22 protein-coding genes are annotated in these 26,655 nt (G+C 66.7%); 4 read left to right on the top strand and 18 right to left on the bottom strand.

Going from position 1 to position 26,655, the window contains the following annotated elements; translation table 11 throughout:
* Positions 1–37 precede the first annotated feature (37 nt).
* The 9 genes from hisS to ACODTB_RS06610 form a co-directional block, all read right to left on the bottom strand.
* Entirely contained in the window at positions 38–1,342 is a 1,305-nt protein-coding gene (gene hisS, locus ACODTB_RS06650) for a histidine--tRNA ligase (protein ID WP_291113295.1), read from the bottom strand.
* 49 nt (positions 1,343–1,391) lie between these two features.
* Entirely contained in the window at positions 1,392–2,672 is a 1,281-nt protein-coding gene (ispG, locus tag ACODTB_RS06645) for a flavodoxin-dependent (E)-4-hydroxy-3-methylbut-2-enyl-diphosphate synthase (RefSeq protein WP_291113383.1), read from the bottom strand.
* Positions 2,673–2,674: 2 nt separating this feature from the next.
* Positions 2,675–3,607, bottom strand: coding sequence for a RodZ domain-containing protein (locus ACODTB_RS06640; protein WP_488929184.1), 933 nt, complete (start codon positions 3,605–3,607; stop codon positions 2,675–2,677).
* Positions 3,600–4,460: a type IV pilus biogenesis/stability protein PilW gene (gene pilW, locus ACODTB_RS06635; RefSeq protein ID WP_291119599.1), complete on the bottom strand. Its 861-nt coding sequence runs from the start codon at positions 4,458–4,460 to the stop codon at positions 3,600–3,602. The genes ACODTB_RS06640 and pilW overlap by 8 nt, the downstream gene beginning before the upstream one ends.
* A complete protein-coding gene (gene rlmN, locus ACODTB_RS06630; protein WP_291119596.1) occupies positions 4,457–5,605 on the bottom strand; it encodes a dual-specificity RNA methyltransferase RlmN in 1,149 nt (382 codons plus the stop codon). Before rlmN ends, pilW begins: the two co-directional genes overlap by 4 nt.
* 7 nt (positions 5,606–5,612) lie before the next feature.
* Positions 5,613–6,038, bottom strand: coding sequence for a nucleoside-diphosphate kinase (gene ndk / locus ACODTB_RS06625; protein WP_086123506.1), 426 nt, complete (start codon positions 6,036–6,038; stop codon positions 5,613–5,615).
* A gap of 114 nt (positions 6,039–6,152) precedes the next feature.
* Positions 6,153–7,493: a pseudouridine synthase gene (locus tag ACODTB_RS06620; RefSeq protein WP_291119591.1), complete on the bottom strand. Its 1,341-nt coding sequence runs from the start codon at positions 7,491–7,493 to the stop codon at positions 6,153–6,155.
* Complete coding sequence (gene scpB, locus ACODTB_RS06615; RefSeq protein WP_291119587.1) at positions 7,459–8,223, bottom strand: SMC-Scp complex subunit ScpB; 765 nt, start codon at positions 8,221–8,223, stop codon at positions 7,459–7,461. The genes ACODTB_RS06620 and scpB overlap by 35 nt, the downstream gene beginning before the upstream one ends.
* Positions 8,224–8,421: 198 nt before the next feature.
* A complete protein-coding gene (locus ACODTB_RS06610) occupies positions 8,422–9,432 on the bottom strand; it encodes an RluA family pseudouridine synthase (protein WP_291119583.1) in 1,011 nt (336 codons plus the stop codon).
* A gap of 116 nt (positions 9,433–9,548) precedes the next feature.
* On the opposite strand from ACODTB_RS06610, the gene ACODTB_RS06605 reads away from it, so the two are divergent.
* Entirely contained in the window at positions 9,549–10,313 is a 765-nt protein-coding gene (locus ACODTB_RS06605) for an outer membrane protein assembly factor BamD (RefSeq protein ID WP_291119609.1), read from the top strand.
* Here ACODTB_RS06605 and ACODTB_RS06600 read toward each other — a convergent pair.
* Positions 10,276–12,309 carry an ATP-dependent DNA helicase gene (locus ACODTB_RS06600; RefSeq protein WP_291119580.1) on the bottom strand — a complete coding sequence of 678 codons (2,034 nt, stop codon included), beginning with the start codon at positions 12,307–12,309 and terminating at the stop codon, positions 10,276–10,278. The two genes, ACODTB_RS06605 and ACODTB_RS06600, sit on opposite strands and share 38 nt — an antisense overlap.
* Before the next feature lie 164 nt (positions 12,310–12,473).
* Between ACODTB_RS06600 and ACODTB_RS06595 the strand changes: the two genes are divergently transcribed.
* Entirely contained in the window at positions 12,474–13,232 is a 759-nt protein-coding gene (locus ACODTB_RS06595) for a PP2C family protein-serine/threonine phosphatase (RefSeq protein ID WP_291119577.1), read from the top strand.
* Between the two features lie 8 nt (positions 13,233–13,240).
* On the opposite strand, the gene zapE is transcribed toward ACODTB_RS06595, so the two are convergent.
* The 8 genes from zapE to ACODTB_RS06555 all read right to left on the bottom strand — a co-directional run bounded on the left by zapE (position 13,241) and on the right by ACODTB_RS06555 (position 24,197).
* The gene (zapE, locus tag ACODTB_RS06590; RefSeq protein ID WP_291119574.1) at positions 13,241–14,338 is read right to left on the bottom strand and encodes a cell division protein ZapE; all 1,098 of its coding nucleotides are present in this window, start codon (positions 14,336–14,338) and stop codon (positions 13,241–13,243) included.
* Between the two features lie 9 nt (positions 14,339–14,347).
* A complete protein-coding gene (lpdA, locus tag ACODTB_RS06585) occupies positions 14,348–15,775 on the bottom strand; it encodes a dihydrolipoyl dehydrogenase (RefSeq protein WP_291119571.1) in 1,428 nt (475 codons plus the stop codon).
* Positions 15,776–15,840: 65 nt separating this feature from the next.
* Positions 15,841–17,112, bottom strand: a complete 1,272-nt coding sequence (odhB, locus tag ACODTB_RS06580) for a 2-oxoglutarate dehydrogenase complex dihydrolipoyllysine-residue succinyltransferase (RefSeq protein WP_291119568.1) — start codon at positions 17,110–17,112, stop codon at positions 15,841–15,843.
* Positions 17,113–17,201: 89 nt separating this feature from the next.
* Complete coding sequence (locus tag ACODTB_RS06575; RefSeq protein WP_291119565.1) at positions 17,202–20,093, bottom strand: 2-oxoglutarate dehydrogenase E1 component; 2,892 nt, start codon at positions 20,091–20,093, stop codon at positions 17,202–17,204.
* Between the two features lie 178 nt (positions 20,094–20,271).
* Entirely contained in the window at positions 20,272–20,646 is a 375-nt protein-coding gene (locus tag ACODTB_RS06570; RefSeq protein ID WP_204731485.1) for an ArsR/SmtB family transcription factor, read from the bottom strand.
* Positions 20,647–20,753: 107 nt separating this feature from the next.
* Complete coding sequence (locus ACODTB_RS06565; protein WP_291119558.1) at positions 20,754–22,649, bottom strand: propionate--CoA ligase; 1,896 nt, start codon at positions 22,647–22,649, stop codon at positions 20,754–20,756.
* A 126-nt stretch (positions 22,650–22,775) separates the two neighbouring features.
* Positions 22,776–23,384 (bottom strand): isochorismatase family protein, encoded by a 609-nt coding sequence (locus ACODTB_RS06560; protein WP_291119605.1) that lies wholly within the window; start codon positions 23,382–23,384, stop codon positions 22,776–22,778.
* Positions 23,385–23,462: 78 nt separating this feature from the next.
* A complete protein-coding gene (locus ACODTB_RS06555) occupies positions 23,463–24,197 on the bottom strand; it encodes a TetR/AcrR family transcriptional regulator (RefSeq protein WP_291119555.1) in 735 nt (244 codons plus the stop codon).
* A gap of 136 nt (positions 24,198–24,333) precedes the next feature.
* On the opposite strand from ACODTB_RS06555, the gene ACODTB_RS06550 reads away from it, so the two are divergent.
* Positions 24,334–25,992, top strand: a complete 1,659-nt coding sequence (locus tag ACODTB_RS06550) for a 4-hydroxyphenylacetate 3-hydroxylase family protein (protein ID WP_291119553.1) — start codon at positions 24,334–24,336, stop codon at positions 25,990–25,992.
* A gap of 82 nt (positions 25,993–26,074) precedes the next feature.
* A complete protein-coding gene (locus tag ACODTB_RS06545) occupies positions 26,075–26,629 on the top strand; it encodes a C40 family peptidase (protein ID WP_488929183.1) in 555 nt (184 codons plus the stop codon).
* Positions 26,630–26,655: the final 26 nt, after the last annotated feature.

Here is a 26,655-nt window from a genome sequence, read left to right as displayed (position 1 = left end):
GGGTGGCCCCAGGCCACCCTGTGCGGACGCGCGAACTTCAGTCGCCGCGCAGACGGCCCGCCCAATCGGCGACGGCGTCGAGGGGCAGCAGGCTTTGCGCGGCTTCCGCGGGCGCGTCCGTGCGCGGGCCACGCAGGGGCTTGAGCGCCACCGTGCCTTGCTGCATTTCCTGTTCGCCAAAGATGAGCGCAAAGCGCGCGCCGCTGGCATCGGCCTTCTTGAACTGCGACTTCATGCTGCCCATGCCATCGGCACCGCCGGCATGCATCTGCACGTTCACGCCTTGCAGGCGCAGCGCCCGCAGCACCGGCATCACCTGGGGCACGCGGGCCGCGTCCGGCACGACCGCATACACATCGGGCGCAGGCTGCTCGGGCAGGCGCCCCTGCTCTTTCAGCAATTCCAGGATGCGCTCCATGCCCATGGCCCAGCCGACCGCCGGAGCGGCCTTGCCACCGATCTGTTCGAACAGGCCGTCGTACCGGCCGCCCGCGCACACCGTGCCCTGCGAGCCCAGCTGGGTGGTCACGAACTCGAACACCGAAAGGTTGTAGTAGTCCATGCCGCGCACCAGGCGCGGGTTGATGCGGTAGGCGATGCCGTGCGCATCGAGCAGGCCGCGCAGGCGGTTGAAGTGGTCGAGCGACTCGGCGCCCAGGTGGTCCATGAGGCGCGGCGCGGCGTTGACCAGGTCCTGCATGGCCGGGTTCTTGGTGTCCAGGATGCGCAAGGGGTTGCTGTGCAGGCGGCGCTTGGCTTCTTCGTCGAGCTGGTCGGCGTGCGCCTCCAGGTAGGCGATCAGGGCCTGGCGATGGGCCAGGCGCTCGGGCGGTTGGCCCAGGCTGTTGATCTCGAGTTCGATGCCCGTGAGGCCGAGTTCGGCCCAGAGGTCGCAGGCCAGCACGATGAGCTCGGCATCCACGTCCGGGCCTGCGAAGCCCAGGGCCTCGGCACCGAATTGATGGAACTGCCGGTAGCGCCCCCGCTGAGGCCGCTCGTGCCGGAACATCGGGCCCATGTAGTACAGGCGCTTGCCGCCGTCGTACAGCAGCGAATGCTCCAGCGCGGCGCGGACCACACCGGCGGTGTTCTCGGGACGCAGCGTGAGCTGCTCGCCGTTGAGCCGGTCTTCGAAGGAGTACATCTCCTTTTCGACGATGTCGGTCACCTCGCCCAGCCCCCGCACGAACAGCGCCGTGGGCTCTACGATGGGCGTGCGCAGGTTGCGATAGCCGTAGCGGCGCATCAGCGTGCGAAGAGTGTCTTCGAGCCACTCCCAGTGCGCGGACGCGGGAGGGGCGATGTCGTTCATGCCTTTGACGGCGCTCAGTTTGTCTGCCATGCAATCTCTCGTTCAGCCATGCGCCAGAGGCATCGGGTGGTCCCGACGCTCAGGACGTTGCGCCGAATTTCTTCTCGATGTAGTTTTCAACGACCTGCTGGAACTCGCGCGCGATGCCCTCGCCCCGCAGGGTCATGGCCTTCTGCCCGTCGATGAAGATCGGGGCGGCGGGCGCCTCGCCAGTGCCGGGCAGGCTGATGCCGATGTCGGCGTGCTTGCTTTCACCCGGGCCATTGACGATGCAGCCCATCACGGCCACCTTGAGGTTCTCCACCCCAGGATAGCGCGCGCGCCACAGTGGCATGGAGCTGCGCAGGTAGTCGTCGATCTGCTTGGCCAATTCCTGGAAGGTGGTGCTGGTGGTGCGGCCACAGCCCGGGCAGGCGGTGACCGACGGCACGAAAGCGCGCATGCCCAGGGCTTGCAGGATCTCCAGCGCGATCACCACCTCCTGCGTGCGCGCTTCGCCGGGCTGCGGCGTGAGCGAGACGCGGATCGTGTCGCCGATGCCTTGCTGCAGCAGCACCGACAGCGCTGCCGCCGAGGCCACGGCGCCCTTGGTGCCCATGCCAGCCTCGGTCAGGCCCAGGTGCAGCGCGTAGTCGCAGCGCTGCGCCAAGGCCTGGTAGACCGCGATGAGGTCCTGCACGCCACTGACCTTGCACGACAGCACGATGTTGTTGCCATTCAGGCCGATCTCTTCGGCCTTGCGGGCGGATTCGAGTGCCGAGGTGATCAGCGCCTCATACATCACCTGCCGCGCTTCCCAGGGCATGCTGCGGTTCGCGTTTTCGTCCATCAGGCGCGCGAGCAGGTCCTGGTCCAGGCTGCCCCAGTTCACGCCGATGCGGATGGCCTTGTCGTGGCGCGCCGCGATTTCCACCATCTGCGCGAACTGGCGGTCGCCCTTGTCGCCACGGCCCACGTTGCCGGGGTTGATGCGGTACTTGGACAGCGCCTCGGCACAGGCCGGGTGGTCGGTGAGCAGGCGGTGGCCGTTGTAGTGGAAGTCCCCGATCAGCGGCACGTTCACGCCCATGCGGTCGAGCTGCTCGCGGATGTAGGGCACGGCCTTGGCGGCCTCGTCGTTGTTGACCGTGATGCGCACCAGTTCGGAGCCAGCCAGCGCCAGTTCCTTGACCTGGATCGCCGTGCCCACGGCATCGGCGGTGTCGGTGTTGGTCATGGACTGCACGCGCACCGGCGCATCGCCGCCCACCGTGACGCGGTGGTCGCCCCAGGCCACCACCCCCTGGCGGGTGCGGCGCGTTCGCGCCGCCGACAGCGGAATGGGTTCACACGACGCGGCAGGGCGCACCAGGGTGTCCATGTTCATTTCACCTCGAATCGGGCAACGTTGTTGCGCGCGTAGCGCGTCACGTCGAACGGCTTGCCACGCACAGTAACCTGAGCGACCTCGGCGCGGCCGAGCACCACGGTGTAAGGCGGCGCGCTGGAAAAATCGACGGCGTCACCGGCTTGCAGCACGCGCTGGATGACGACACTGCCCGAGCCATTGACGACCTCCACCCAGGATTCGCCGGTGGCGGCAATGGTGAGCAGGCTGCCCGATGCGGGTGCGGCAACCGGGGCCACAGGTGGCACCGCAGCCACGGCAGGAACGGCCGCAGGCGACGCGGACACTGGGGCGGGTGCCGCCGCAGGCGCCGCGGGCGTCGCCCCCCCTGGCGCGGGCGTCACAGGCGCACCCGCCGCAGCGGGTTCCTGAACAGGCTCGGGCTCCACCGCCGCCACCGGCTCTGCCGGTTGCTCCAGCGGCGTGACCACGTTGCCCGCCTCGGCCTGCGCAGGCTCCTGCGCGGACTCTTCCGCGCGCGGCAGGAACACGATCACCAGCGCGCCCAGCAGCAGCACGATCGCGGCCAGCAGCGCGGGGCGCGAGAGCCAGCTCAAGGGGTTGATGGGGGCCGGGTCATGCGCTGGCTGGAAGGGGGCGTTGATCGCATGGCGCGAACCACCCAGTTCAGGGATGCCTCCCTGCGGAATCTGTTCGAGGATCGGCGCCGGATCCACCTTGAGGTGGCGGCATGCGCTGGACGCCAGCGCGCGCGCGAAGGTCAGGTCGGGCAGTTCGCTGTACCGCCCCGCTTCCAGGGCTTCGAGTTTTTTCACCGGGACCTTGAGGGCCGCGGCGAGCGCCGCAATGTGCAGGCCCGCCGCCTCGCGCGCCGCGCGCAGCAGCACCGGGCGCGAAGCACCCTCCCCGGCCGCCGTGGCGCCCTCGTTGGCATACACCTCATTCATCAAATGCTCTCCGCTGATACGACGCCCACTCACGCGAGTCCGGATAACGCCGGCTCAGTTGCTGGGCCAGTTGGGCCATGGCTTCGGCATTGCCCATGCGGTGCTCCACCTTGATGCCCAGCCACAGGGTTTCGGCATTGGCCAATTCACTGTTGTTCAGCCGGCGAATGGTGAACTGCGCCTTCGCGTTCTCGCCGCGGCGGAACTGCAGGGCCGCCAGGTTGTAGGCCGTGATGGGGTTGCCAGGATCAAGCTCGTAGGAGCGCGCCAGACTGCCCTCTGCTTCGTCAAACTGCGCCGCCCGCACCTGGCAGATGCCCTTGACCATCAGGGTCTTGGCCTGGCCGCCGTACACCGGGCTGGCGAGCGCCTGCTGAAACAGCTCGATCGCCTGCGGGTAGCGGCCTTGCTGGCACGCGAACAGGCCGTAGTGGTGCAGCACGTCCGGATCGCGCGGGCTGAGCAGTTGCGCGCGCTTGAAGCTGTCTTCCGCGAGCCGCAGTTCGTTCAGCCGCGCATACACCAGGCCGCGCAGCGTGTAGGCCGGTGCGTAGTTCGGATCGGCGCCCAGCGCCAGCTTGATCTCGTCGAGCGCCACCGTGGTCTGGCCCTGCTCGAAGTAGCCCGAAGCCAGTTCCACCCGGATGCGCGCGCGCTTGCGCGATTCGGGCTCGTCAGACTCGGTGACCGGTTCGGCGCCGGCTGCCACGGCAGCGGCCGTGGTGGCGGGCAGGCCGCGCGTTTGCGCACAGCCGGCCAGCAACACCAGCAGCACACCCAGCCAGAAGCTGGCCACCATGCCACGCGAGCGCGTGCGTTGCGCCCCAAAACCGGTGCGGGTCGGATGTGTCATGCCTGCCTTTCCTTTTGAACGAAACGAATGGGGCGCTCGCTGGCATTGCTGCGCCGTTGCGCCAGGCGCTTGGCGGCATTGGTGCGGTCCAGCACATCGCCCGCGAGCTGACCGCAGGCGGCATCGATGTCGTCCCCACGGGTCTTGCGCACCGTGGTGACCACACCGGCTTCACTGAGCATCTGCCCGAAGCGCTGCACCACCGCGCGCGGCGAGCAGGTCAGCCCCGAGTCCGGGAAAGGGTTGAAAGGAATCAGGTTGATCTTGCACGGCACACCGCGCTCGCCATGCTGCTTGAGCAGGGCCAGCAACTCGCGGGCGTGCTCGGGCTGGTCGTTCACCCCGTCGAGCATGCAGTACTCGAAGGTGATGAAGTCGCGCGGGGCCGCCGGCAGGTAGCGCAGGCAGGCGTCCAACAGCTCGGCGATGGGGTACTTGCGGTTCAAGGGCACGAGGTCGTCGCGCAGGGGGTCGTTGGGGGCGTGCAGCGACACCGCCAGGGCCACCGGGCAATCCTGCGCCAGGCGATCGATCATCGGCACCACGCCCGAGGTGGAAACCGTCACACGGCGGCGCGAGAGGCCGTAGCCATGGTCATCGAGCATGGCGCGCAACGCCGGCACCAGCGCGTGGTAGTTCTGCAAGGGTTCGCCCATGCCCATCATGACCACGTTCGTGATCACGCGTTCCCCGCGTTTCAGGTGACGGCGAAGAAAATGCTCGGCATGCCACAGCTGGGCCAGGATCTCACCGGTGGTGAGGTTGCGCGAAAAGCCCTGATGGCCGGTGGAGCAGAAGCGGCAGCCCACGGCGCAACCGGCCTGGGAGGAAATGCACAGCGTGCCGCGGTCTTCCTCGGGGATGAACACGGTTTCCACCGCGTTGCCATCGCCCACATCGAAGAGCCACTTGATGGTGCCGTCGGCCGAGTCCTGGCGCGAGAGCACGGGCAGGTCGGTGATGGTGCAGACGCCGGGCAGCTTGTCGCGCAGGCTGCGCGCCAGGTCCGTCATCTGGGCGAAGTCCGACGCCCCTTTTTGATGGATCCAGCGAAACAGCTGGACGGCTCGAAAGCGCTTCTCGCCCAGCTGCTCGCAAAAGGCGGCCAAACCCTCGAGATCGAAGTCGAGCAGATTGGCCGTCATACCATGATCAACGCGAGTAGACGTTGAGGCCGGCAAAGAAGAATGCCACTTCGGCAGCGGCCGTCTCGGGCGCGTCCGAGCCGTGCACGGCGTTGGCGTCGATGCTGTCGGCGAAGTCGGCGCGGATGGTGCCGGCAGCGGCCTTCTTGGGATCGGTGGCGCCCATCAGGTCACGGTTCTTGGCAATGGCGCCTTCGCCTTCGAGCGCCTGGATCATCACGGGACCGGAGATCATGAAGTCGACCAGGTCCTTGAAGAAGGGACGGGCCTTGTGCACGGCGTAGAAGGCTTCGGCTTCGCCGCGCGAGAGGTGGGCCATGCGAGCGGCCACGACCTTCAGGCCAGCGGCTTCAAAGCGGGCGTAAATCTGGCCGATGACGTTCTTGGCGACGGCGTCGGGCTTGATGATCGAGAGGGTGCGTTCGATGGCCATAGGAATCCTGAAGTTTCTTGGTTGAATTTGCCGAAGCCACAAGGCCTCACAAAGCCCACGATTCTACATTGCTCGGGTGTCCGTGCCGTGGAACGTGGGCGTGGGAAGCGCCATTCAGCGCCCGCCCGAACGTCCGCCGCCCCGGCGCCGGCCACCGCCCGGCGGGCCTCCGCGGCCGGCGTCCTGCTCGCGCCGGCGCTGCAGGGCGTCCTGACCGATGTAACCGAAGGAGGTTTTCATCGGGTCCGGCTGCGAACCCGCGCCGCCCTGCCCCTTGCCCGGGCCCTTGGCACCGCGCGGCTTGGCGCCACCCGGCGCCCCGCCCATGCCGTAGCCGCTGTTGGTCCGGCGATCGCCGAAACCAGGGCCATCGGCACGGCTGCCTGGCGGTTTGCCCTGGGTGCGGCTACCCTTGCCGCCTTGTTTGCCCCGCTGGGCGGGGTGCCGGCCGCCGGGGCGCGGGCCCCGCGGTTCGTCGGCCTCCACCAACCCTGCCGCGGCGGTCAACCGGGCGATGTCGCGGTCGTCGAGTTCCAGCCACACGCCGCGCTTGAGCCCGCGAGGCAGCATCACGGCGCCATAGCGGATGCGGATCAGCCGGCTGACCGCATGGCCAACGGCTTCGAACATGCGACGCACCTCGCGGTTGCGGCCCTCGCCGATCGTCACGCGGTACCAGCAGTTGGCGCCCTCGCCGCCTCCATCCTCGATGGAGGCGAACTGTGCCACGCCGTCATCCAGGCGCACGCCGTCCAGCAGCCGCTGTTTCTCTTCGTTGGACAAGGCACCCAGCACGCGCACGGCGTATTCCCGCTGCAAACCGAAACGGGGGTGCATCAGCCGGTTGGCCAGTTCGCCCGAATTGGTCAGCAACAGCAGGCCTTCGGTGTTGAGGTCGAGCCGGCCGACCGACTGCCACTTGCCCTGCATCAGCTTGGGCAGGCGGCGGAACACGGTCGGGCGGTTCTGCGGGTCATCGTGAGAAACCACCTCCCCGGCGGGCTTGTGGTACGCCAGCACACGGGGCGGCGGCGGCGTCATGCGCACGCGCACCGGCTTGCCGTTGACCTTGATGATGTCCCCGAACTGGATGCGCTGCCCGATGTGGGCAGGCTCGCCGTTGACCGAGATGCGGCCTTCCAGGATGAGCTGCTCCATCTCCAGCCGCGAGCCCATGCCGGCCTGCGCCAGCACCTTGTGCAGCTTGGGCGACTCGGCCTGCGGCGCGAGCACGCGCTTGGTCGGCAGCGGCAGGGCTTGCTCCTGCTCTGCATCGAAAGCACCGCTGACCACGTCGTCGAAACGCAGGGCTTCGGCATCGGCGGCCTCTCGAGGGCCCGCAACAGGGGCAGGCTCAACGCCTGCGGCCTGAGGCGGCACCGCATTCTCGGCGGGCGGCAACGTCGCGTCGGGGGTCGACTCAGGCGTCGCTGGGGGGGTGTTCGCCGGGTTCATGGTGTTCCTGGGTGGAGGGATCGGCTCTCTGCAGATCGGGGGTGGGGGTCTCGGCGTCGGCCGGCAAGTCGGCGGTCGCCGCTGCTTCGGACGCATCCGCCACGGCAATCTCGGTATCGATCGCGACCTCTGCCACTTCGGCCACTTCTGCGGCTTCGGGCGACAGGTTGGACGACAGCGCTTCGAAGTCCAGCCGGTCCAGGGCCGACTCCTGGATTTCATTGCCCTCGAGCGGGGGCAGCTGATCGAGCGAAGACAGACCCAGGTCGTCGAGAAACTGGCGTGTGGTGGCGAACAGCGCGGGACGGCCCACGGTTTCGCGGTGGCCGATGACCTCGACCCAACCCCGATCCTCCAACTGCTTGATGATGAGCGAGTTGATGGTCACGCCGCGGATGTCTTCCATGTCGCCCCGCGTCACCGGCTGGCGGTAGGCAATGATGGCCAGGGTCTCCATCGTGGCGCGGCTGTAGCGTGGTGGCTTTTCGGGGTGCAAACGGTCCAGGTAGGGGCGCAGTTCGGGCCGGCTCTGGAAACGCCAGCCACTGGCCACCTGCACCAGTTCGACGCCGCGGCCGGTCCATTCCAGCTGAAGGTCGGCCAGCAAGGTCTTGAGCGTGTCCGCCGAGACTTCGGCGTCGAACAGCGTGCCCAGTTCCCGCACAGACAGGGGCTGGGGCGCGCAGATCAACGCCGTCTCGAGGACGCGCTTGGCATCCGTGGTGTTCATGGTGTCAGTCTGTCAAAAACCGGCATCGACCGGGACGGTACAGGGGTGGGCACGGGGCCCGTTGCTCAAACCGGCGAGGACGGCGCTGGCCGTCGGCTCGGAACGCCGGGGAAGAACCTGTTGCCTGGCAGGGCAAAACTGGGGGATCGTGAGGTCAGGACCTCGACACGCCGCGCTGCGGGGGTCGCACGGTGGCGCTCACTCGAGGAATCCGCTGCCCAGACCCGGCTCATTGTACCGGAGGCCGCTGCCATCGATGGCGGCCAGCAGGTCCGGTGGCGGGGCCGATTGAAACGCCAGCGGCTCGCCGGTGATCGGATGCCGCAGCGACAGGCGTGCCGCATGCAGGGCCTGGCGGCCCATGCCCCAGAGCGGGCGACCGCCGTAGAGCGTGTCCCCGACCAGGGGATGGCCCAGCCATGCCATGTGCACGCGGATCTGGTGCGTGCGCCCCGTGTGCAGCTTGCAGGCCACCAGGCAGGCCTGGTCAGACCCATCGAGCAGGCGGATGGTGGTCTGCGCCGTTTTCCCGATGCCAGTGTCGGCGCGCACGACGGCCATGCGCAGGCGGTTGTGCACGTCGCGCCCGATGGGCTGGTCCACGCCCTTCTCGGCCGCGCCCTGCCAGCGGCCGTGGGCCAGGGCAAGGTACTGGCGATTCACCTCGCGCGCGGCGATGTCCCGCACCAGCGCCTCCACGGCCTGGCGCGATTTGCCCACGAGCATGAGGCCTGAGGTGTCCTTGTCCAGGCGGTGCACGATACCGGCGCGCGGCAACGCCGCGGCGCCGGCGTGGTGCGCCAGCAGACCGTTGAGCAAGGTGCCGGTCCAGTGACCAGCCGCCGGGTGCACCACCAGGCCGGCGGGCTTCTGGATCACCAGCAGGTCGGCGTCCTCGAACACCACGTCCAGCGCCATGGCCTGCGCCACGAAGGCCTGCGCCTGTTGCGTGGGGCGCAGTTCCACCGCCAACCGGTCGCCCACGGCGATGCGGGCCGACGGCTTGCGCAGGGCCGCGCCACGCATCACGACAGCGCCGTCGGCCATCAGTTGCTGCAGGTAGGAACGGGAGAATTCGGGAATCAGCTGCGCCAGCGCGCGATCGATGCGCCAGCCATGCATGGCAGCGGGTACTTCGCAGATCCGCGTTTCCACTTCCGCCGTGAGTTCGTCGAGCACGGCGCCCGCCTCCGATTCGAGACCCGGCATGGAACCTCCTGTCACATCCCCCGTCGATATAATTTGCGAAGCCAAGTCCATTGTTCCGTTGTAAAGGTGCACCCGTGAAGTTGACGTCCAGATTATCGGCTGTGCCCCTGTGCGCGATGGCCTCGGCGCTGGTGCTCAGCGCATGCAGCACCACGCCCGTGGATGAAACGGCCGGCTGGAGCCCGAACCGAATCTACAGCGAAGCGACCGAAGAGCGTGCCGCAGGCAACTACGAGAAGTCGGTGACGCTGTACGAAAAGCTCGAGGGCCGTGCCGCCGGCACCCCTCTGGCGCAGCAGGCCCAGCTCGACAAGGCTTACGCCCAGTACAAGGCCGGCGAACAAGCCCAGGCCCTGGCCACCCTCGACCGCTTCCAGAAGCTCCATCCCACCAGCCCGGCGATGGACTATGCCCTGTACCTCAAGGGGCTGGTGAACTTCAACGACAACCTCGGCCTCTTCGGCTCGCTGGCGCGCCAGGATCTGTCCGAACGCGATCAGAAAGCCGCCAAGGAATCGTTCGAAGCGTTCCGCGAACTCGTCTCGCGGTTTCCGGATTCCCGCTACAGCCCCGATGCCCGGGACCGCATGACGTACATCGTCAACTCGCTGGCGCAGTACGAGGTCCATGTCGCGCGCTACTACCACAGCCGAGGCGCCTACGTGGCGGCCATCAACCGCGCCCAGACGGCCCTGACCGACTACGTCAACGCGCCGGCCCTCGAAGAAGCCCTGTTCATCATGCTACGGTCCTATGAGGCGCTGGGCCTGACGCAGTTGCGCGACGATACCCGCCGCGTGATGCAGGCCAGCTACCCGAACAGCGAGTACCTGAGCCAGGGTTTCAAGTCCAAAGACGATCCCTGGTGGAAGATCTGGTAAGCACCAGTGCATCGAGGCGGGCGACCATGTCCGCCTCGTCGACCAGCCGGCTCATGGCCGGCAACGCCCCGAGCAGACGGCTGCCATAAGAGCGGGTGACCAGGCGCCGGTCGCCGATCACCAGAATGCCTTGGTCGGTCTCGGAGCGGATCAAACGCCCTGCCCCTTGCTTGAGCGCCATGGCAGCTTCGGGCAGAAAGGCGTCGTTGAAAGCGCTCAAGCCCTGCGCCTCCAGGCGCTGGGCGCGCGCCTGCATCAAAGGATCGTCCGGTGGTGGAAAAGGCAGCTTGTCGATGACCAACAGCTGCAGTGCGTCGCCGGGCAGATCCACGCCCTCCCAGAACGACGCTGACGCCACCAGCACGGACGGTTGGCTCGCTTGGCGAAACCGCGCCAGCAACGCGCGCTTGGACAAGCGTCCCTGGGCCAACACCTGAAGCGGCGCGCACCGCCCTTGCGTCACCAGCCCCTGCAGATGGTCGGCCATGCGCGACGCGGCGCGCAAAGTGGTGGTCAACACCAGGGTGCGGCCCCCCAGTCGGGAAGCCCAGCGCGCCACCGCGTCGGCGAGCGCCGGCGTGTGCGAGGCGTCGGCGGGCTCGGGCAGGTCGTGGGGCACGTACAGCGCCGCCTGGGCCGCGTGATCGAACGGGCTGGGCACGCGCAGGGTGCGCAAACCCGGCAGCGCATCCAGGCCGAGGCCCCGGGTGAACCAGCTCAGCCCGTCGTCGCTGCCCAGGGTCGCCGACGAGAACACCCAGCTGCGTCGGCCCGCCGATTCGTCCAGCAAGGGCTGGAACAGACGGGCGCTGTCGGACGGTGCGCACACGGCGCGCCAATGCCGGGTCTCACCCCACTCCACCCACCGGACCATGTCGGCCGCGGGCAAGCCCGTGGCCATGACGCTCCATCCGGACACCAGGGCCCGCACCCGTGCTTGCAAACGCTCCAGCTCCACCGAGGCTTGTGCGGTGGCGGTCAGCGCCTCCTGGCTGGCCGTCAACGCCTGGCCCAGTTCGGTGGCGCAACGCTGCCAGGCGGCCGCGTCAACGCCTTCGGGCGCCATGCCTTGCCAACGGTGGCGGCCACCACTGCCACCGCCCTGGCGGGGCAAGGCAGCCATCGCGCGCGCGGCCTGTTCGATTGCCAGTGCCAGGTGGGCCCACGGCCGCTGGCCACGCGCCCACTGGGGCCCCTGGGTGGCCAGATCGCGCGCCAGTTCCCGCAACTGCCCCGTCCCCAGCGTGCGCCCCAGAAACGGAATGCCGGTGTCGTTCAGCTGATGCGCTTCGTCGAACACCACCACCTCAGCGGCCGGCAGCAACGAGGCCACGCCCGACTCCAGCAACAGCTGATCCGAAAAGAACAGGTGGTGGTTGATCACCACCCACTCGGCCTGCAAGGCCTCGCCGCGCGCGCGATTGACATGGCAATCGCCGTGGCGCGGGCAGCTCGCGCCCAGGCAGTTGTCCCGGGTGGATGTGACCATCGGGCGCAGCGGCGAGCGTTCGTCCAGGGCCTCCAGTTCGGCCAGGTCGCCGCTGCGCGAGCGGTTCGCCCAGCTCAGCACCTGGGCCAACGCGGCCGTGATGGCCGGGTCGCGCAGGCCGACCGACGCCGGCCCATGCAAGGCCTGCTCCAGCCGATGCAGGCAGACGTAACTCGACCGCCCCTTGAGCAGGGCCACGCGCACCGGCAGACCGAGTGCGCGGACCACGGCGGGAATGTCGCGCGTGAACAGCTGGTCCTGCAAGGCCTGGGTGGCGGTGGACAGCAGAGCACGCCGGCCACTGAGCAGCAAGGGCACGAGGTAGGCAAAGGTCTTGCCCACCCCGGTACCCGCTTCGACGGCCAGGCCATGGCCGTCTTCGATGGCGCGGGACACGGCGGCGGCCATGTCGAGCTGCCCCTGACGCGGGCGCAGACTGCCGTGCGCGCGCTCCAAGGGTCCGTCGGCGGCAAACGCGGCCGCCACGCTGTTTTCAAGCGTGCTCAAGCCGCCTCCAGGTCCTGCCAGCCACCGTTGGGCAGGCCCACGCCGCCGGACGGCGGCCCGGCGCGCAAGGGTTCACGGTTTCGGCCTTTGCCGGGCTTCGCGCAGCGCATATGTGGATACCATTGCACCCATTTCCCCACCCGCACAGTCCGACCAGCACATTCATGTCCAAAGGCTACCGCATCCAGGCCTCCACCGGCATCCACCGGGGCGACCGCGATTACCAGCAGGACCAGGTCAGCCTGCTGCACCATCCGCGCCATGGCACCTGCCTGCTCGCGGTGCTGGCCGACGGGATGGGCGGTCGCAGCGGCGGGCGCAAAGCCTCCGATCAGGTGATGCTCACGGCGCGGCAGCTGTTCGAGCGCTACGACCCTGAGACGGACGATGCCGCCGCGTTGCTGCGCCAGATCGTCGAAGAGTCGCATCTGGTCATCAAGCTCACGGCCGTCTCGGCAGAACAGGAGCCGCACAGCACCATCGCCGCCTTCCTCATCAACCCGGGTGGCGACAGCCACTGGGTGCACGCGGGCGACTCGCGCATCTACCACTTTCGCAATGGCCGGATGGTCTTTCGCACCATGGACCATTCCTACGTGCAGACCCTGGTCAACCAGGGCGAGATCAGCGAGGAAGAAGCGCTGGACCACCCCCATGCCAACATCCTGATGGGCTGCCTGGGCACGGAGAACGATCCGCCAGTGGACCTGCACGTGGTGCCCCAGCTGAGCGCGGGTGACGCGATCATGGCCTGCAGCGACGGCATCTGGCACTACTTCACCCCGGAAGAACTCTCCAGCACGATCGCCATGCTCTCGCCCCGCGAGGCTTGCGAGTTCCTGATCCAGAAGGCGCGCTCGCGCGCCAAGGGCATGGGCGACAACCTGTCGCTGACGATCGTCAAACTCGACCCGCTCGGCTGAAGCGGGGTTCAAGTCAGCCCGGTGTCCACCAACCGGTGCTCCAGCGACAGAAATTCCTGTGACTGCATCTCGGTCAGGCGCGAGACGGTGCGCGGGAATTCGTGCGACATTGGCCCTTCCACGTACAGATCCTCGGGTGGCACGGCGGCGGACATCACCAGCTTGACCCGCCGGTCGTAGAGCACATCCACCAGCCAGGTGAAGCGCCGCGCTTCCGATGCCTGGCGCACCGACATCTGCGGCACGTTCGACAGCATGAGTGTGTGGAACTGGGAGGCGATCTCGAGGTAGTCGTTCTGCGAACGGGGTCCGCCGCACAAGGTGCGGAAGTCGAACCAGATCACGCCGCCTGAACGCCGCAGCGCCTGGATCTGCCGCGCCTCGATGTGCATGACCGCATCGTGGTCGCCCATCTCGGCCAGTTCATTGAAGGTGGCCTCCATCGCGGCATCGGCCTGCGGCCCCAGCGGGCAGTGGTAGAGCTGGATGTGGTTGAGCGTTCGCTGGCGGTAGTCGGTGCCGTTGTCCACGCTAAGCACCTCCAGCCGCTGTTTGAGCAGTTCGATCGCGGGCAGGATGCGGTCGCGATGCAGCCCGTCGGGGTACAGGTCGTCCGGCCGGAAGTTGGACGTGGTGACGAACCCCACGCCCGCCTTGAACAGCGCATCCAGCAGGCGGTGCAGGATCATCGCGTCGGTCACGTCGGCCACGTGGAACTCATCGAAGCAGATGAGCTTGTAGCGCTTGGCGATGCGCGCGCCGAGCTCGTCCAACGGATTGACCGTGCCCTGCAGCTCGCGCAGTTCGCGGTGCACCTCGCGCATGAACTCGTGGAAATGCAGCCGCGTCTTGCGACGCAGTGGCACCGCTTCGAAGAAGCACTCCATGAGGAAGCTCTTACCCCGGCCCACGCCGCCGTACATGTAGACGCCGCGCGGGATCTCGGGATTGACGAAGAGCTTTTTCAGCGAGTTCGAGCGCTTCTGCTTGTACACCGCCCACTCGGCCGCGCACCGCTCCAGCGCGTCGATGGCGCGCTGTTGGGCGGGGTCCGTCGTGTAGCCGCGCTCCTTGAGCGCGGCCTCGTACGTGCTGCGAACGCTCAAGATAGGCGCTTAGAAGTTCAGCGTGCGCTTGTCCACCGCCAGCGCGGCTTCCTTCGTCGCTTCCGACAGCGAAGGGTGGGCGTGGCAGATGCGCGCAATGTCCTCGGCGCTGGCCTTGAACTCCATGGCCACCACGGCTTCGGCGATCAGTTCGCTGGCCATGGGGCCCACGATGTGCACGCCCAGGATTTCGTCGGTGGTCGCGTCGGCCAGGAACTTCACCATGCCGGTGGTGTCGCCCAGCGCCCGCGCACGGCCATTGGCCAGGAACGGGAAGGTGCCGGCCTTGTACTTCACGCTGTCGGCCTTGAGCTGCTGCTCAGTGCGGCCCACCCACGCGATCTCGGGGCTGGTGTAGATCACCCAGGGGATGGTGTTGAAGTTGACGTGTCCGTGCTGGCCGGCGATGCGCTCGGCCACGGCCACGCCCTCTTCTTCCGCCTTGTGAGCCAGCATGGGGCCACGCACCACGTCGCCCACGGCCCACACGCCCTTGAGGCTGGTGCGGCATTCGCCGTCCACCACGATGGCGCCGCGCTCGTCGAGCTGCAGGCCCACGGCCTCGGCATTCAGGCCGATGGTGTTGGGCACGCGGCCGATCGAGACGATCAGCTTGTCAGCATCAATGCTCTGCGCTTCGCCCTTGGCGTTCGTGTAGGCCACGCTCACGCCCTTCTTGCCGGTCTTGACCTCGCCGACCTTCACGCCCAGCTCGATCTTGAGGCCTTGCTTGTCGAAGGCCTTCTTGGCTTCCTTGGCGATCTGCTCGTCCACCGCGCCCAGGAAGGTCGGCAGACCTTCGAGGATGGTCACGTCCGAGCCCAGGCGGCGCCAGACCGAGCCCATTTCCAGGCCGATCACGCCGGAACCGATCAGCACCAGCTTCTTGGGCACGGCGCCAAGGCGCAGCGCGCCGTCGTTGGACAGCACGTTTTCTTCGTCGAACGGCACACCCGGCAGCGCGCGGGCGTTGGAACCCGTGGCCAGGATGATCTGCTGGCCCGTGATGAGCTCTTCCTTCGCGCCGGTCACCTGGATCTCGTAGCCGGCTTCGACGGCCTTCACGAACGAGCCGCGGCCGTGGAAGAAGGTGACCTTGTTCTTCTTGAACAGGTACAGGATGCCGTCGTTGTTCTGCTTCACCACCGTGTCTTTGCGGCCGATCATCTTGGCGATGTCGATCTTCACGTTGGTGGCGCTGATGCCATGGTCGGCGAAGTGGTGGTTGGCGTGGTCGAAGTGCTCGGACGACTGCAGCAGGGCCTTGCTGGGGATGCAGCCGACGTTGGTGCAGGTGCCACCCGGTGCCGGGCCACCGGCAGCGTTCTTCCACTCGTCGATGCAGGCGACCTTGAAGCCGAGCTGCGCTGCGCGGATGGCGGCGATGTAGCCACCGGGGCCGCCGCCGATCACGACGACGTCAAAGGATTGGGACATGTTGTGTTCCTGAATTCAAAGGGCCAACGCCCCTGGCGGCGGGGCGTTGGCAAGAGAAGGATCGATCAGATGTCGAACAGGATGCGGGCCGGGTCTTCCAGCGCTTCCTTCATCGCCACCAGCCCCAGCACGGCTTCGCGGCCGTCGATGATGCGGTGGTCGTACGACATGGCGAGGTAGTTGATCGGGCGGATCACGATCTGGCCGTTTTCCACCACCGGGCGGTCCTTGGTCGCGTGCACGCCCAGGATGGCAGACTGCGGCGGGTTGATGATGGGCGTGGACAGCATGGAGCCGAAGGTGCCGCCGTTGGAGATCGAGAACGTGCCACCGGTGAGATCGTCCAGGCCCAGCTTGCCGTCCTTGGCCTTCTGACCGAACTCGGCGATCTTCTTCTCGATGTCGGCAAAGCTCATCTGGTCGGCGTTGCGCAGGATGGGCACCACCAGGCCGCGGGGCGAACCGACGGCGATGCCGATGTCGAAGTAGCCGTGGTAGACGATGTCGTTGCCGTCCACCGAGGCGTTGATGATCGGGTACTTCTTGAGCGCATGCACCGCGGCCTTCACGAAGAAGCTCATGAAGCCCAGCTTGACGCCGTGTTCCTTCTCGAACTTCTCCTGGAACTTCTTGCGCATCTCCATCACCGGCGCCATGTTCACCTCGTTGAACGTGGTCAGGATGGCGTTGGTGGATTGCGATTGCAGCAGACGCTCGGCCACGCGCGCGCGCAGGCGGGTCATGGCCACGCGCTCTTCAGGGCGGTCGCCCAGGTCGGGGGCCACCACGGGCACCTGCGGCAGCACCTTGGTGGGCGCGCCAGTGGGGATCGCCACGGGCGCGGCGGCAGCAGCCTTGGGCGCGGCCACGGCCGACAGCACGTCGCCCTTGGTCACGCGGCCGTCTTTGCCGGTGCCGGCCACCGAGCCAGCGGCCAGGTTGTTGTCGGCCATCAGCTTGGCGGCAGCGGGCATGGCCACACCGGCCTTGGATTGGGATGTTGCAGCAGCAGCAGCGGCAGCAGCCGGTGCGGCGGTGGGAGCGGCGGCAGCAGGCGCCGCAGCAGCGGGTGCGGGCGCCGCGGCACCGGCGACGGCCGCGGTGTCGATCCGGGCGATCAGCTGGTCGGCGGCCACGGTGGCGCCGTCGCCCTGGACCAGCTCCACCAGCACGCCAGCGGCGGGCGCGGGCACTTCGAGCACGACCTTGTCGGTTTCGATCTCGATCAGGATTTCATCGGCCGCGACGGCTTCGCCGGCTTTCTTCTTCCATGCCAGCAAGGTGGCTTCGGCCACGGATTCGGACAGTTGCGGAACTTTGACTTCTACGATTGCCATGAGTGTTCTACCTGGGGGTTTTGTGGGGTGCGCCGGACGGGCCGGTCACAGGACGTCAACGTCGGGTGACCGGCTCGGGTCCGTTCAGTTCACTTGGTGAGGATGAAGCCTTTGAGCTTGCCGAAAGCGGCTTCGATCAACGTCTTCTGCTGCTCCTGGTGGAGGTGGGCGTAACCCACGGCCGGCGATGCGGAGGCCGCGCGCCCGGCGTAGCCCAGCTTCTGACCCTCAAGCATGTTCTCGTGGATGTAGTGCTGCACGAAGAACCAGGCGCCCTGGTTCTGCGGCTCGTCCTGGCACCACACGATGTCGGTCGCGTTGGGGTACTTGCGCAGCTCCGCGCCGAACACCTTGTGCGGGAACGGGTACAGCTGCTCCACGCGCACGATCGCCACGTCGTCCGAGCCGCGCTCTTCGCGCTTCTTGACGAGGTCGTAGTACACCTTGCCCGAGCAGCAGATGACGCGCTTGACCTTCTCGGCCTTCTTCACGACGTCGGCGTTCTGCTCCGGGATCACGGTCTGGAAACCGCCCTTGGTGAACTCGGACAGCGGCGAGGTCGCGTCCTTGTTGCGCAGCAGCGACTTGGGCGTGAAGATGATCAGCGGCTTGCGAAGGCCGCGAATCATCTGGCGGCGCAGCACGTGGAAGATCTGGCTCGCGGTGGTGGGCTGCACGACCTGCATGTTGGTGTCTGCGGCCAGCTGCATGAAGCGCTCCAGGCGCGCCGAGCTGTGCTCCGGGCCCTGGCCTTCGTAGCCGTGCGGCAGCATCATCGTGATGCCATTGACGCGGCCCCACTTCACTTCGCCGGAAGCGATGAACTGGTCGATCACGACCTGCGCACCGTTGACGAAGTCGCCGAACTGGGCTTCCCAGATCACCAGCGTGTTCGGGTCGTTCGAGGCGTAGCCGTATTCGAAACCGAGCACGGCCTCTTCGGACAGGATCGAGTCGATCACCACGAACGGGGCCTGGTTGTCGGCCACGTTCTGCAGCGGCACGTAGATGCCTTCGTCGTACTTCTCGCGGTTCTGGTCGTGGATGACGGCGTGGCGGTGCGTGAACGTGCCGCGGCCGCAATCCTCGCCCGAGAGGCGCACGGGGAAGCCGCTGGCCACCAGCGAGGCAAAAGCCATGTGCTCGCCCATGCCCCAGTCCACCGGGATGTCGCCACGGCCCATGGCCGCGCGGTCGGCGTACACCTTCTTCACCAGCTGGTGCGGGGTGACGTTGTCCGGAATCGTGGTCAGGCGATCCGACAGGCGCTTCCACTCGGCCATGGGGATGGCGGAGTCCGCGCTGTCGGTCCACTTCTTGCCCAGGTACGGGCTCCAGTCGACCGCGAACTTGCTCTTGAAGTTGGTCAGCACCGGGTCCACCGTGTGGCGACCGGCGTCCAGCGCGGCACGGTAGGCCTTGACCATGTCGTCGCCCAACGTCTCGCCCAGGCCCTGCGCGGCCAGCTTGTCGGCGTACAGCTTGCGCGTGCCGGGGTGGGCCGCGATCTTCTTGTACATGAGCGGCTGCGTCAGGCTCGGGGTGTCCTGTTCGTTGTGGCCCAGCTTGCGGAAGCAAACAATGTCGACCACCACGTCCTTCTGGAAGGTCATGCGGAAATCGAGCGCCAGCTGGGTGGCGAACACCACTGCCTCGGGATCGTCGCCGTTCACGTGCAGCACCGGCGCCTCGATCATCTTCACGACGTCGGAGCAGTACAGCGTGGAGCGGCTGTCGCGCGGGTCGGAGGTGGTGAAGCCGATCTGGTTGTTGATCACCAGGTGCACCGTGCCGCCCGTGGAATAGCCACGGGTTTCGGCCAGCGCCAGGGTTTCCATCACCACGCCTTGGCCGGCAAAGGCGGCATCACCGTGCACCAACACCGGCAGCACCTGCTTGCCCAGCGGGTCGCCACGGCGGTCCATGCGGGCGCGCACCGAACCTTCCACGACCGGGTTCACGATTTCCAGGTGCGATGGGTTGAACGCCAGCGACAGGTGCACCGGGCCACCGGGGGTGGTCACGTCGGAGCTGAAGCCCTGGTGGTACTTCACGTCACCGGCGGGCAGCTCTTCGGGCGCGGTGTGGTCGAACTCGGCAAACAGGTCCTTGGGCATCTTGCCCAGGGTGTTGACCAGCACGTTCAGGCGACCGCGGTGGGCCATGCCGATCACGATTTCCTGCACGCCGATCTGGCCGGCCTGGTTGATCAGCTCGTCCATCGAGGCGATGAAGCTCTCGCCACCTTCCAGCGAGAAACGCTTCTGCCCCACGTATTTGGTGTGCAGGAAACGCTCCAGGCCTTCGGCGGCCGTCAGGCGGTCGAGGATGTGCTTTTTCTTCTCGGCGTTGAAGGCTGGCTTGGTGCGCGTGGCTTCCAGGCGCTCCTGCCACCAGCGCTTCTGGCTCTGGTCGGTGATGTACATGTACTCGGCTCCGATGGAGCCGCAGTACGTTTCGCGCAAGGCGTTGAGCAACTCGCGCAAGGACATGGTTTCCTTGCCGAAGAACGTGTTGCTGGTGTTGAACACGGTCTCGAGGTCGGCGTCGGTGAAGCCGTAGAACGAGAGTTCGAGTTCGGGAATGTGGTCGCGCTCGGCGCGCTTGAGCGGATCCAGATCGGCCCAGCGGGCACCGACATTGCGGTAGGCGGCAATCAGCTGCTGGACGGCGGTGCGCTTGCGGGCGAGTTCGGAGTCGGCACCTGCGGCCACGACGACCTTGGTGCCACCCTGCTTGGCGCGCTCGGCGAAGGCGTTGATGACGGGCAGGTGGGGTACATCGCGGGCGTCGGTGCCATCACCAGCGGGGACGTTCTGCAGCGCGTCGAAGTAACCGCGCCAGTTTTCGGGGACGCTACCAGGATTGTCCAGGTAGTTTTCGTACATCTCTTCCACGTACGGCGCGTTGCCGCCGAAGAGGTACGAGTTGCCTTTGTAGGCAACATAGACGTTGCCCCCGTTCGATTGGGAATCGCTCATAAATCCGCTGACCTCCGTTTCCCTTGGGGAAACATAAGCTGGTTAAGACAACCTTCCGCGGCACGGCTGAACCGTTAGGCGGATGCGACAGTGACTGTGGAAGGACCTGACTGCAGCCCGCGATTGTGCCACCGCGGGAACAGCCCTGTGTAAAAAGATGCGATGCGGGAGCCGTTCGTCAGGACGCGACGCGGGGCGAGAGGCGCTCGGAGGCCGGCACCGAGCTCGGCTCGTCCATCTCGATCGCGATCTGGGTGCAGACCGTGCGGCACAGGGTGACGGCCTTTTCGCTCTGCACGCGGTAGATCACCTGCGTACCGTCCTTGCGCTTGGCCAGCACGCCCGCGCGGTAAAGCAGGTTCAGGTGCTGCGACAGATTGGGCTGGGTGGTGTCGATTTCCTGCAACAGCTGGGAAACCGACTTCTCCTTGTCGCAGAGCGCACTGAGGATGCGCAGCCGCATGGGGGTGGCGAGCACGCCGAAGAGTTCGGCCGCGAGTTCAAACACGCGGACTTTTTCCACTTGGCCTTCGGACGCGATCATCTGTTCCATGGCGGTCGTTGCTCGTGTAAATATAAGCATGAATTGTACTTACAAACATCCCGAACCACCATGCCTTGCCAACGCGACCGGAACGCCGGCAAGGCCGCCCCTGCGGTTCAGGCCAGCAGATCCTTGATCTGCTGCAGCGCGGCGGGATCGTCCATGGTCGTGAGATCGCCCGGATCGCGGCCTTCGCAGACCGCCTGGATGGCCCGGCGAAGCAGCTTGCCGCTGCGCGTCTTGGGCAGCACGGTCACGAAACGCACCCGGGCCGGGCGGGCCACGGCACCGAGCTGCTCGTCCACCCGCTTCATGATCTCCCCCTCCAGCTTGAGCTTCGAGGCCTCGTCACCGAGCGCCGAGGTGTCCTTGGCGACCACGAAGGCCATGGCCACCTGCCCCTTGAGCTGGTCGGCCACGCCCACCACCGCCACCTCCGCCACGTTGGCGTGGCTGGAGATGCTCTCTTCGATCTCCCGCGTGCCCAGCCTGTGGCCCGCCACGTTGATCACGTCGTCGGTGCGGCCCAGGATGTAGAAGTACCCGTCCTGGTCACGGATGCCCCAGTCGAAGGTGCTGTAGACCAGCTTGCCCGGGATGCTCTTCCAGTAGGTGTTGACAAAACGCGCGTCGTCCTTCCACACGGTCTGCATGAAGCCGGGAGGCGTTGGCCCCTCGATCACCACCACGCCCTTCTCATCGGCGCCGGTGAGCTCTTCACCGGTGGACTCATGCAGGAGCTTGACGCTGTAGCCATACATCGGCACCCCCGGGCTGCCGAACTTGCTGGGCTTCTTCTCGACCCCGTTGGCGATGGTGAGGATGGGCCAGCCGCTCTCGGTCTGCCAGTAGTTGTCGATGATGGGCACGCCCAGGCCGTCGCTGATCCAGCGCGCCGTGGGCTCGTCCAAGGGTTCGCCAGCGAGAAACAACGCCTTGAGGCTGGAGAGGTCGTACTGCTTCAGGTAGGCCGGGTCCTGCTTCTTGAGCACGCGCACCGCGGTGGGCGCGCTGAACATCACCGTCACCTTGTACTTCTCGACCAGCCGCCACCAGATGCCACCATCGGGCCGGATCGGCAGGCCTTCGTACAGGATGGTCGCCATGCCGGCGATCAGCGGGCCGTAGACGATGTAGCTGTGGCCCACCACCCAGCCAATGTCGCTGGTGGAGAAATAGGTCTCACCGGGTTCGCCCATGAAGATGTGCTTCATGCTCGCTGCCAGCGCCACCAGGTAGCCCCCGGTATCGCGCTGCACGCCCTTGGGCTTGCCTGTGGTGCCGCTGGTGTAGATCGTGTAGCTGATCGCGGTGGACTCCATCCATTCGCAGGGCACCTGCGCGTTCAGGTGCTGCTCACGCAGAGCGGTGTAGTCGTGGTCGCGCCCGGGCACCAGGGACATCGGCGCCAGGCCCCGATTGACCAGGACCACCGACGCCGGCTTGTGGCTGGACAGGCGAAGGGCCTCGTCCAGCAGCGGCTTGTACTCGACCACCTTGCCACCGCGCGACCCTGCATCGGCGCTCACGATGGCCACGGGGGAGGCATCGTCAATGCGGTTGGCCAGCGAATGGCTCGCGAAACCGCCGAACACCACCGAGTGAATGGCGCCGATGCGCGCGCAGGCCAGCATGGCGAAGGTGGCTTCGGGAATCATGGGCATGTAGATCAACACCCTATCGCCCTTCTTCACGCCCTGCGCCAGCAGCACCGCCGCCATGCGCTGCACCTCGGCATGCAATTCGCGGAAGCTGTAGGTGCGCTCGGTGTCGGTCTCGGTCGACACATAGATCAGCGCGTTCTGATCGGCGCGATCCTGAAGGTGGCGGTCCACCGCGTTGTGGCACAGGTTGGTCAGCCCACCCTCGAACCAGTGCGCGAACGGCGGGTGGTCGTGGTTGCAGACCCGGTCGAACGGTTTGTGCCAGTCCACCAGCGCGGCCTGTTCGGTCCAGAAGGCATCGCGGTCCTCGATGGAGCGGCGGTAGAACTCGGCGTAGCCCTGACTCATATGAATGTCTCCTGCAGCTGATGGACCTAAAGTCGCGCACTAAAGTGAATTCATAATTATGCTGAGCCCGCTTGCGCGAGGCTGACACGGCGCAAGGCCGCCGCCCTGCGCCGCTGCACGCTTCTCTTATTTGATCAAGGCCTGGATATCGCGGAACGCGGGGTGCTCGGCCGTGCGCAGCCACTCGAACGCCACCATCTCCGTGGTCACCAGCTCGGCGCCCGCGCCGGCCAGGCGGTCGAAGGCGGCGTCTCGGTTGCGCTCGGTGCGCGAGCTGCAGGCATCCGTCACCACCCAGACGTCGAACTCCTGCTCGATCAGCTCCAGCGCGGTCTGCAGCAGGCACACATGGGCCTCGCAGCCCGCCACGACGACAGTCTGGCGCTCCGAGACTGGTGCCGCCGCCGGCTTCTGCAGGTGCTTGGGCAGGCTGCGCGCATTGCCGGACGCCTGCTGACGCGCGGGAGGGCGCAACCAGTCGGCCAGGCCATCGGAGACGGCGCCGAAGTGCATCTTGGACAGGGTCTTCTGGCACAGCTCGCGCAGCTCGGGCGGGTTGGGTCCCAGTTTTTCGGGGTTCTGCTCGGTGCCCCAGGTGGGCACCCGCAGGGCCTGGGCCATGCGCGCCAGGCGCAGGGCATTGGCCAGCACTTGAGGGCCTTCGAAGATGGCGGGCATCAGGCGGACCTGGTAGTCCACCAGCACCAGTTGGGAATCGGAGGCGTCCAGCAGCATCGGTTTGTCTTTCACGTCTAAGGCTTCGGGGAGAAGCGGGGATTTTCGCAGGGCCGGTCGGGGTGGCCGCGAATGCCCTCAACCCCCGAACAGATCGGCCTGCCCCGGTTCACCCGCTGAAGCGCCATCGCCCGGGCTCAACCGGGCCACGAGCTGGTCCACATAGGCCTGGAACAGCGCGTCAGGGGACTGCCCGAACATGCGGATGCGGCCGGTGTGCTGCAACAGCAGCAAACCCACCCCATGGGCGAAGAGCGCGGTGTTCTCGCGCAGCGCGGCTTCGGGCGAGAGCCCCATGGCCTGCAAGGCCTGTTCGCAAGGATGCAGGGCGTCGTGCAGGCGGCTGTTGAGCTGCTGGTTCAGTTCGCTGGTCAGGCCCCGTGGGGCCAGCCCCTGCACCAAGTAGAAGCCCAGGTCCAGATCGCGAGGGTTGCGGGCGTAGAAGCCGAACCAGGCCTGCGCCTTGGCCGCGAGCATCGCCTGGGGTTGGGGTTTGGGCGGCTTGGCGGCAGCCACCTCCTGGTTCAGCCGCTCCAGCGATTCGGCCAGCAACGCGGCGTAGATCGCCTCCTTGCTCTCGAAGTAGCTGTAGATCGCCCCTGGTGTGTACGCCGCCCGCTTGGCGATTTCCCGGATGCTAGCGCCGTCCACGCCCTTTTCGGCGAAGACACTGCGCGCCGCTTCCAACACCAGGGCGCGCCGGGAATCCGACTGCGCTGCCTGGCGCAGCTGCCGTTGGCGTTGTTGTTCTCGCGCGGCCTCTGCCTCGGCTTCCGAGGGCACGGGGATCAGTTCATGCAAATGGACGTCCATGCGCGCAGTTTATCGCCCTGACGAACATGCGCCGCCAAAATTAAACGTTTGCATAAATTATTGAACGTTGTTTAAATTGCTGCTCGGCAGGTAAAAAATTCATCAACCATCCATCGATCCACGAGGCATCCATCCCATGAATGACGCCCTGACTCACCCCCCCACCCTCATGAGCGGCGCAGATTTCCGCGAATCCCTGCGCGAGCGCAAGCCGCGCGTGTTCGTGGACGGGTGCGCGGTGGACAGCGTGGCCGACGAACCGGCCTTGCAACCCGGGATCAACGCCATCGCCCTCACCTATGACTTGGCCCTCCAAGCCCGGTACGCGCCGCTGATGACGGCGGTCCAGCAGACCAGTGGCCGTCGGGTGAACCGCCTCAGCCACATCAACACCAGCAGCGGCGACCTGCTCAACAAGCTGGAAGCCGTGCGCCTGGTGTGCCAGGAGACCGGTTGCGCCCAGCGCTACCTCACGCACGACGCGCTCAATGCCATCGGCCAGGTCTCGGCCCGCATCGACGATGCCCGCGGGACCACCGAGCACACCCAGCGCTTCCTGAACTACCTGCACCGCGTGCAGGACCAGGACCTGACCCTGGGCGTGGCCATGACCGATGCCAAGGGCGACCGCAGCCGCCGTCCGCACGAGCAGGCCAACGTGGACAGCTACGTGCACGTGGTGGAGAGAAACGCACGCGGCATCGTCATCAGCGGCACCAAGGCCATCGTCACCGGCGCGCCCTACGTCCACGAACTGCTGGTGATGCCGTGCCGCCACATGGGCCGAGAGGACGCCGACTTCGCGGTTTGCTGCGCCGTGCCCATCGACGCACCCGGCCTGACCATCGTCGCTCGCCCTGCCGGCCGGCCCGGCGAAAAGGTCGAACATGGCGAAGCCCTGTTCAGCCGCAAGTACGGGCAGAGCACCGGCGTCTGCATCTTCGACCGGGTGTTCGTGCCCTGGGACAACGTGTTCTACGCCGGCGAGTGGGAGCACTCCAGCCACCTCACCTACAGCTACGCCACCCACCACCGCCACACCTGCATCGGCGCGCGCGCCGGCTTCGGCGACCTGCTCATCGGCGCCGGGGCGCTCATGTGCGAAGCCAACGGCTTCGACCCGGGGCGGGAAACGCATCTGCGTGAACAGATGGTGGAACTGATCACCATCACCGAGGGCTTCTACGCCTGCGGCGTGGCGGCCAGCGTCTATGGCAAGGCCGACCCGCACAGCCAGACCTTCATGCCCGACCCCGTCTTCTCCAACATCGGCAAGCTGCTGCTGGCCACGCAGATCTACGACATGCACCGCATCGCCCACTACGTGAGCGGCGGCCTGATCGTCACCCTGCCCGGCCCGGACGAAGACCACAACCCCGAGACCGGCGCGAAACTCTCGGACGTGCTGCGTGCCAACCCCGACGTGCCTTACGAGCAGCGAATCCAGACGGCTCGTTTCCTGGAAGACCTGACCGCTGGCTACCAGGGTGGCTGGTACAGCGTGATCAGCCTGCACGGCGGCGGTTCACCGGCCGCCATGAAACAGGAAATCTGGCGCAACTACCCGGTGGGCAACAAGGTCGAGCTGGTCGAACGCCTGTTGGAACGCGGCGTTGCGGCCGACGGCAGCGCCGCCGCATCGCCTCACGACCCGGCACGCGCCATCACGAAAAACCGGCAACCCGGCAAGTGCTGCGACACCGGCTGCACCACGCCCGGCCAGCCCGTGATGGTCGATCTTCCGTCGGTCACCAGCAGCCTTCCGTCGCGAGCCACCCCGCTGGCCAGGAAGTGAATACGAAAGTGGTTGTAAATCAAAGGGTTGGCGCTCGATTCTCGCTTGACTTCCAGCAGCAGCGCCGATACCCTCACGCCCTATGTTGCGCTGGCTCCCCATTCTTCTGCTGTGCGGTTCGGCCGTGGCCCACGCCGCGCCGGGCACCGCCAACGGCTATGAAGACATGGACTCGCTGCTCAGCGACAAGGGCCTGATGGCGCGCATCGGCCAACAAGTGCAGCATGCCCGCGACACGGTGAGCGAACAGGCGTCCAGCCTCGTCATCAATGCCATGGCCTTCCTCGATGTGCCGTACCGCTACGGCGGCAACAGCGCCGAGACGGGTTTTGACTGCAGCGGCTTCGTTCGCGCGGTGTACGAGCAATCCCTGGGCAAGATCCTGCCCCGCCGCTCCGATGAACAGGCCGCGGCCACGCAGACCATCGACCGCAGCGAACTCAAGCCCGGCGACCTGGTGTTTTTCAACACCATGCGCCGTGCCTTCAGCCACGTCGGCATCTATGTTGGCGACGGCAAGTTCATCCACTCCCCGCGCAGCGGTGCCCAGGTGCGCATGGAAGACATGCGCATGGCCTACTGGAACAAGCGCTTCAACGGCGCGCGCCGAGTGGAAGTGGCCGACAAGGCCCCCTGAGCTTTCCAGGCCGTCACGGCCACTGC

Source organism: Hydrogenophaga sp. FG152, assembly GCF_057809615.1.
The sequence above is the reverse complement of the archived record's forward strand: the minus strand, read 5'-3'. Positions and strand labels throughout refer to the sequence as shown.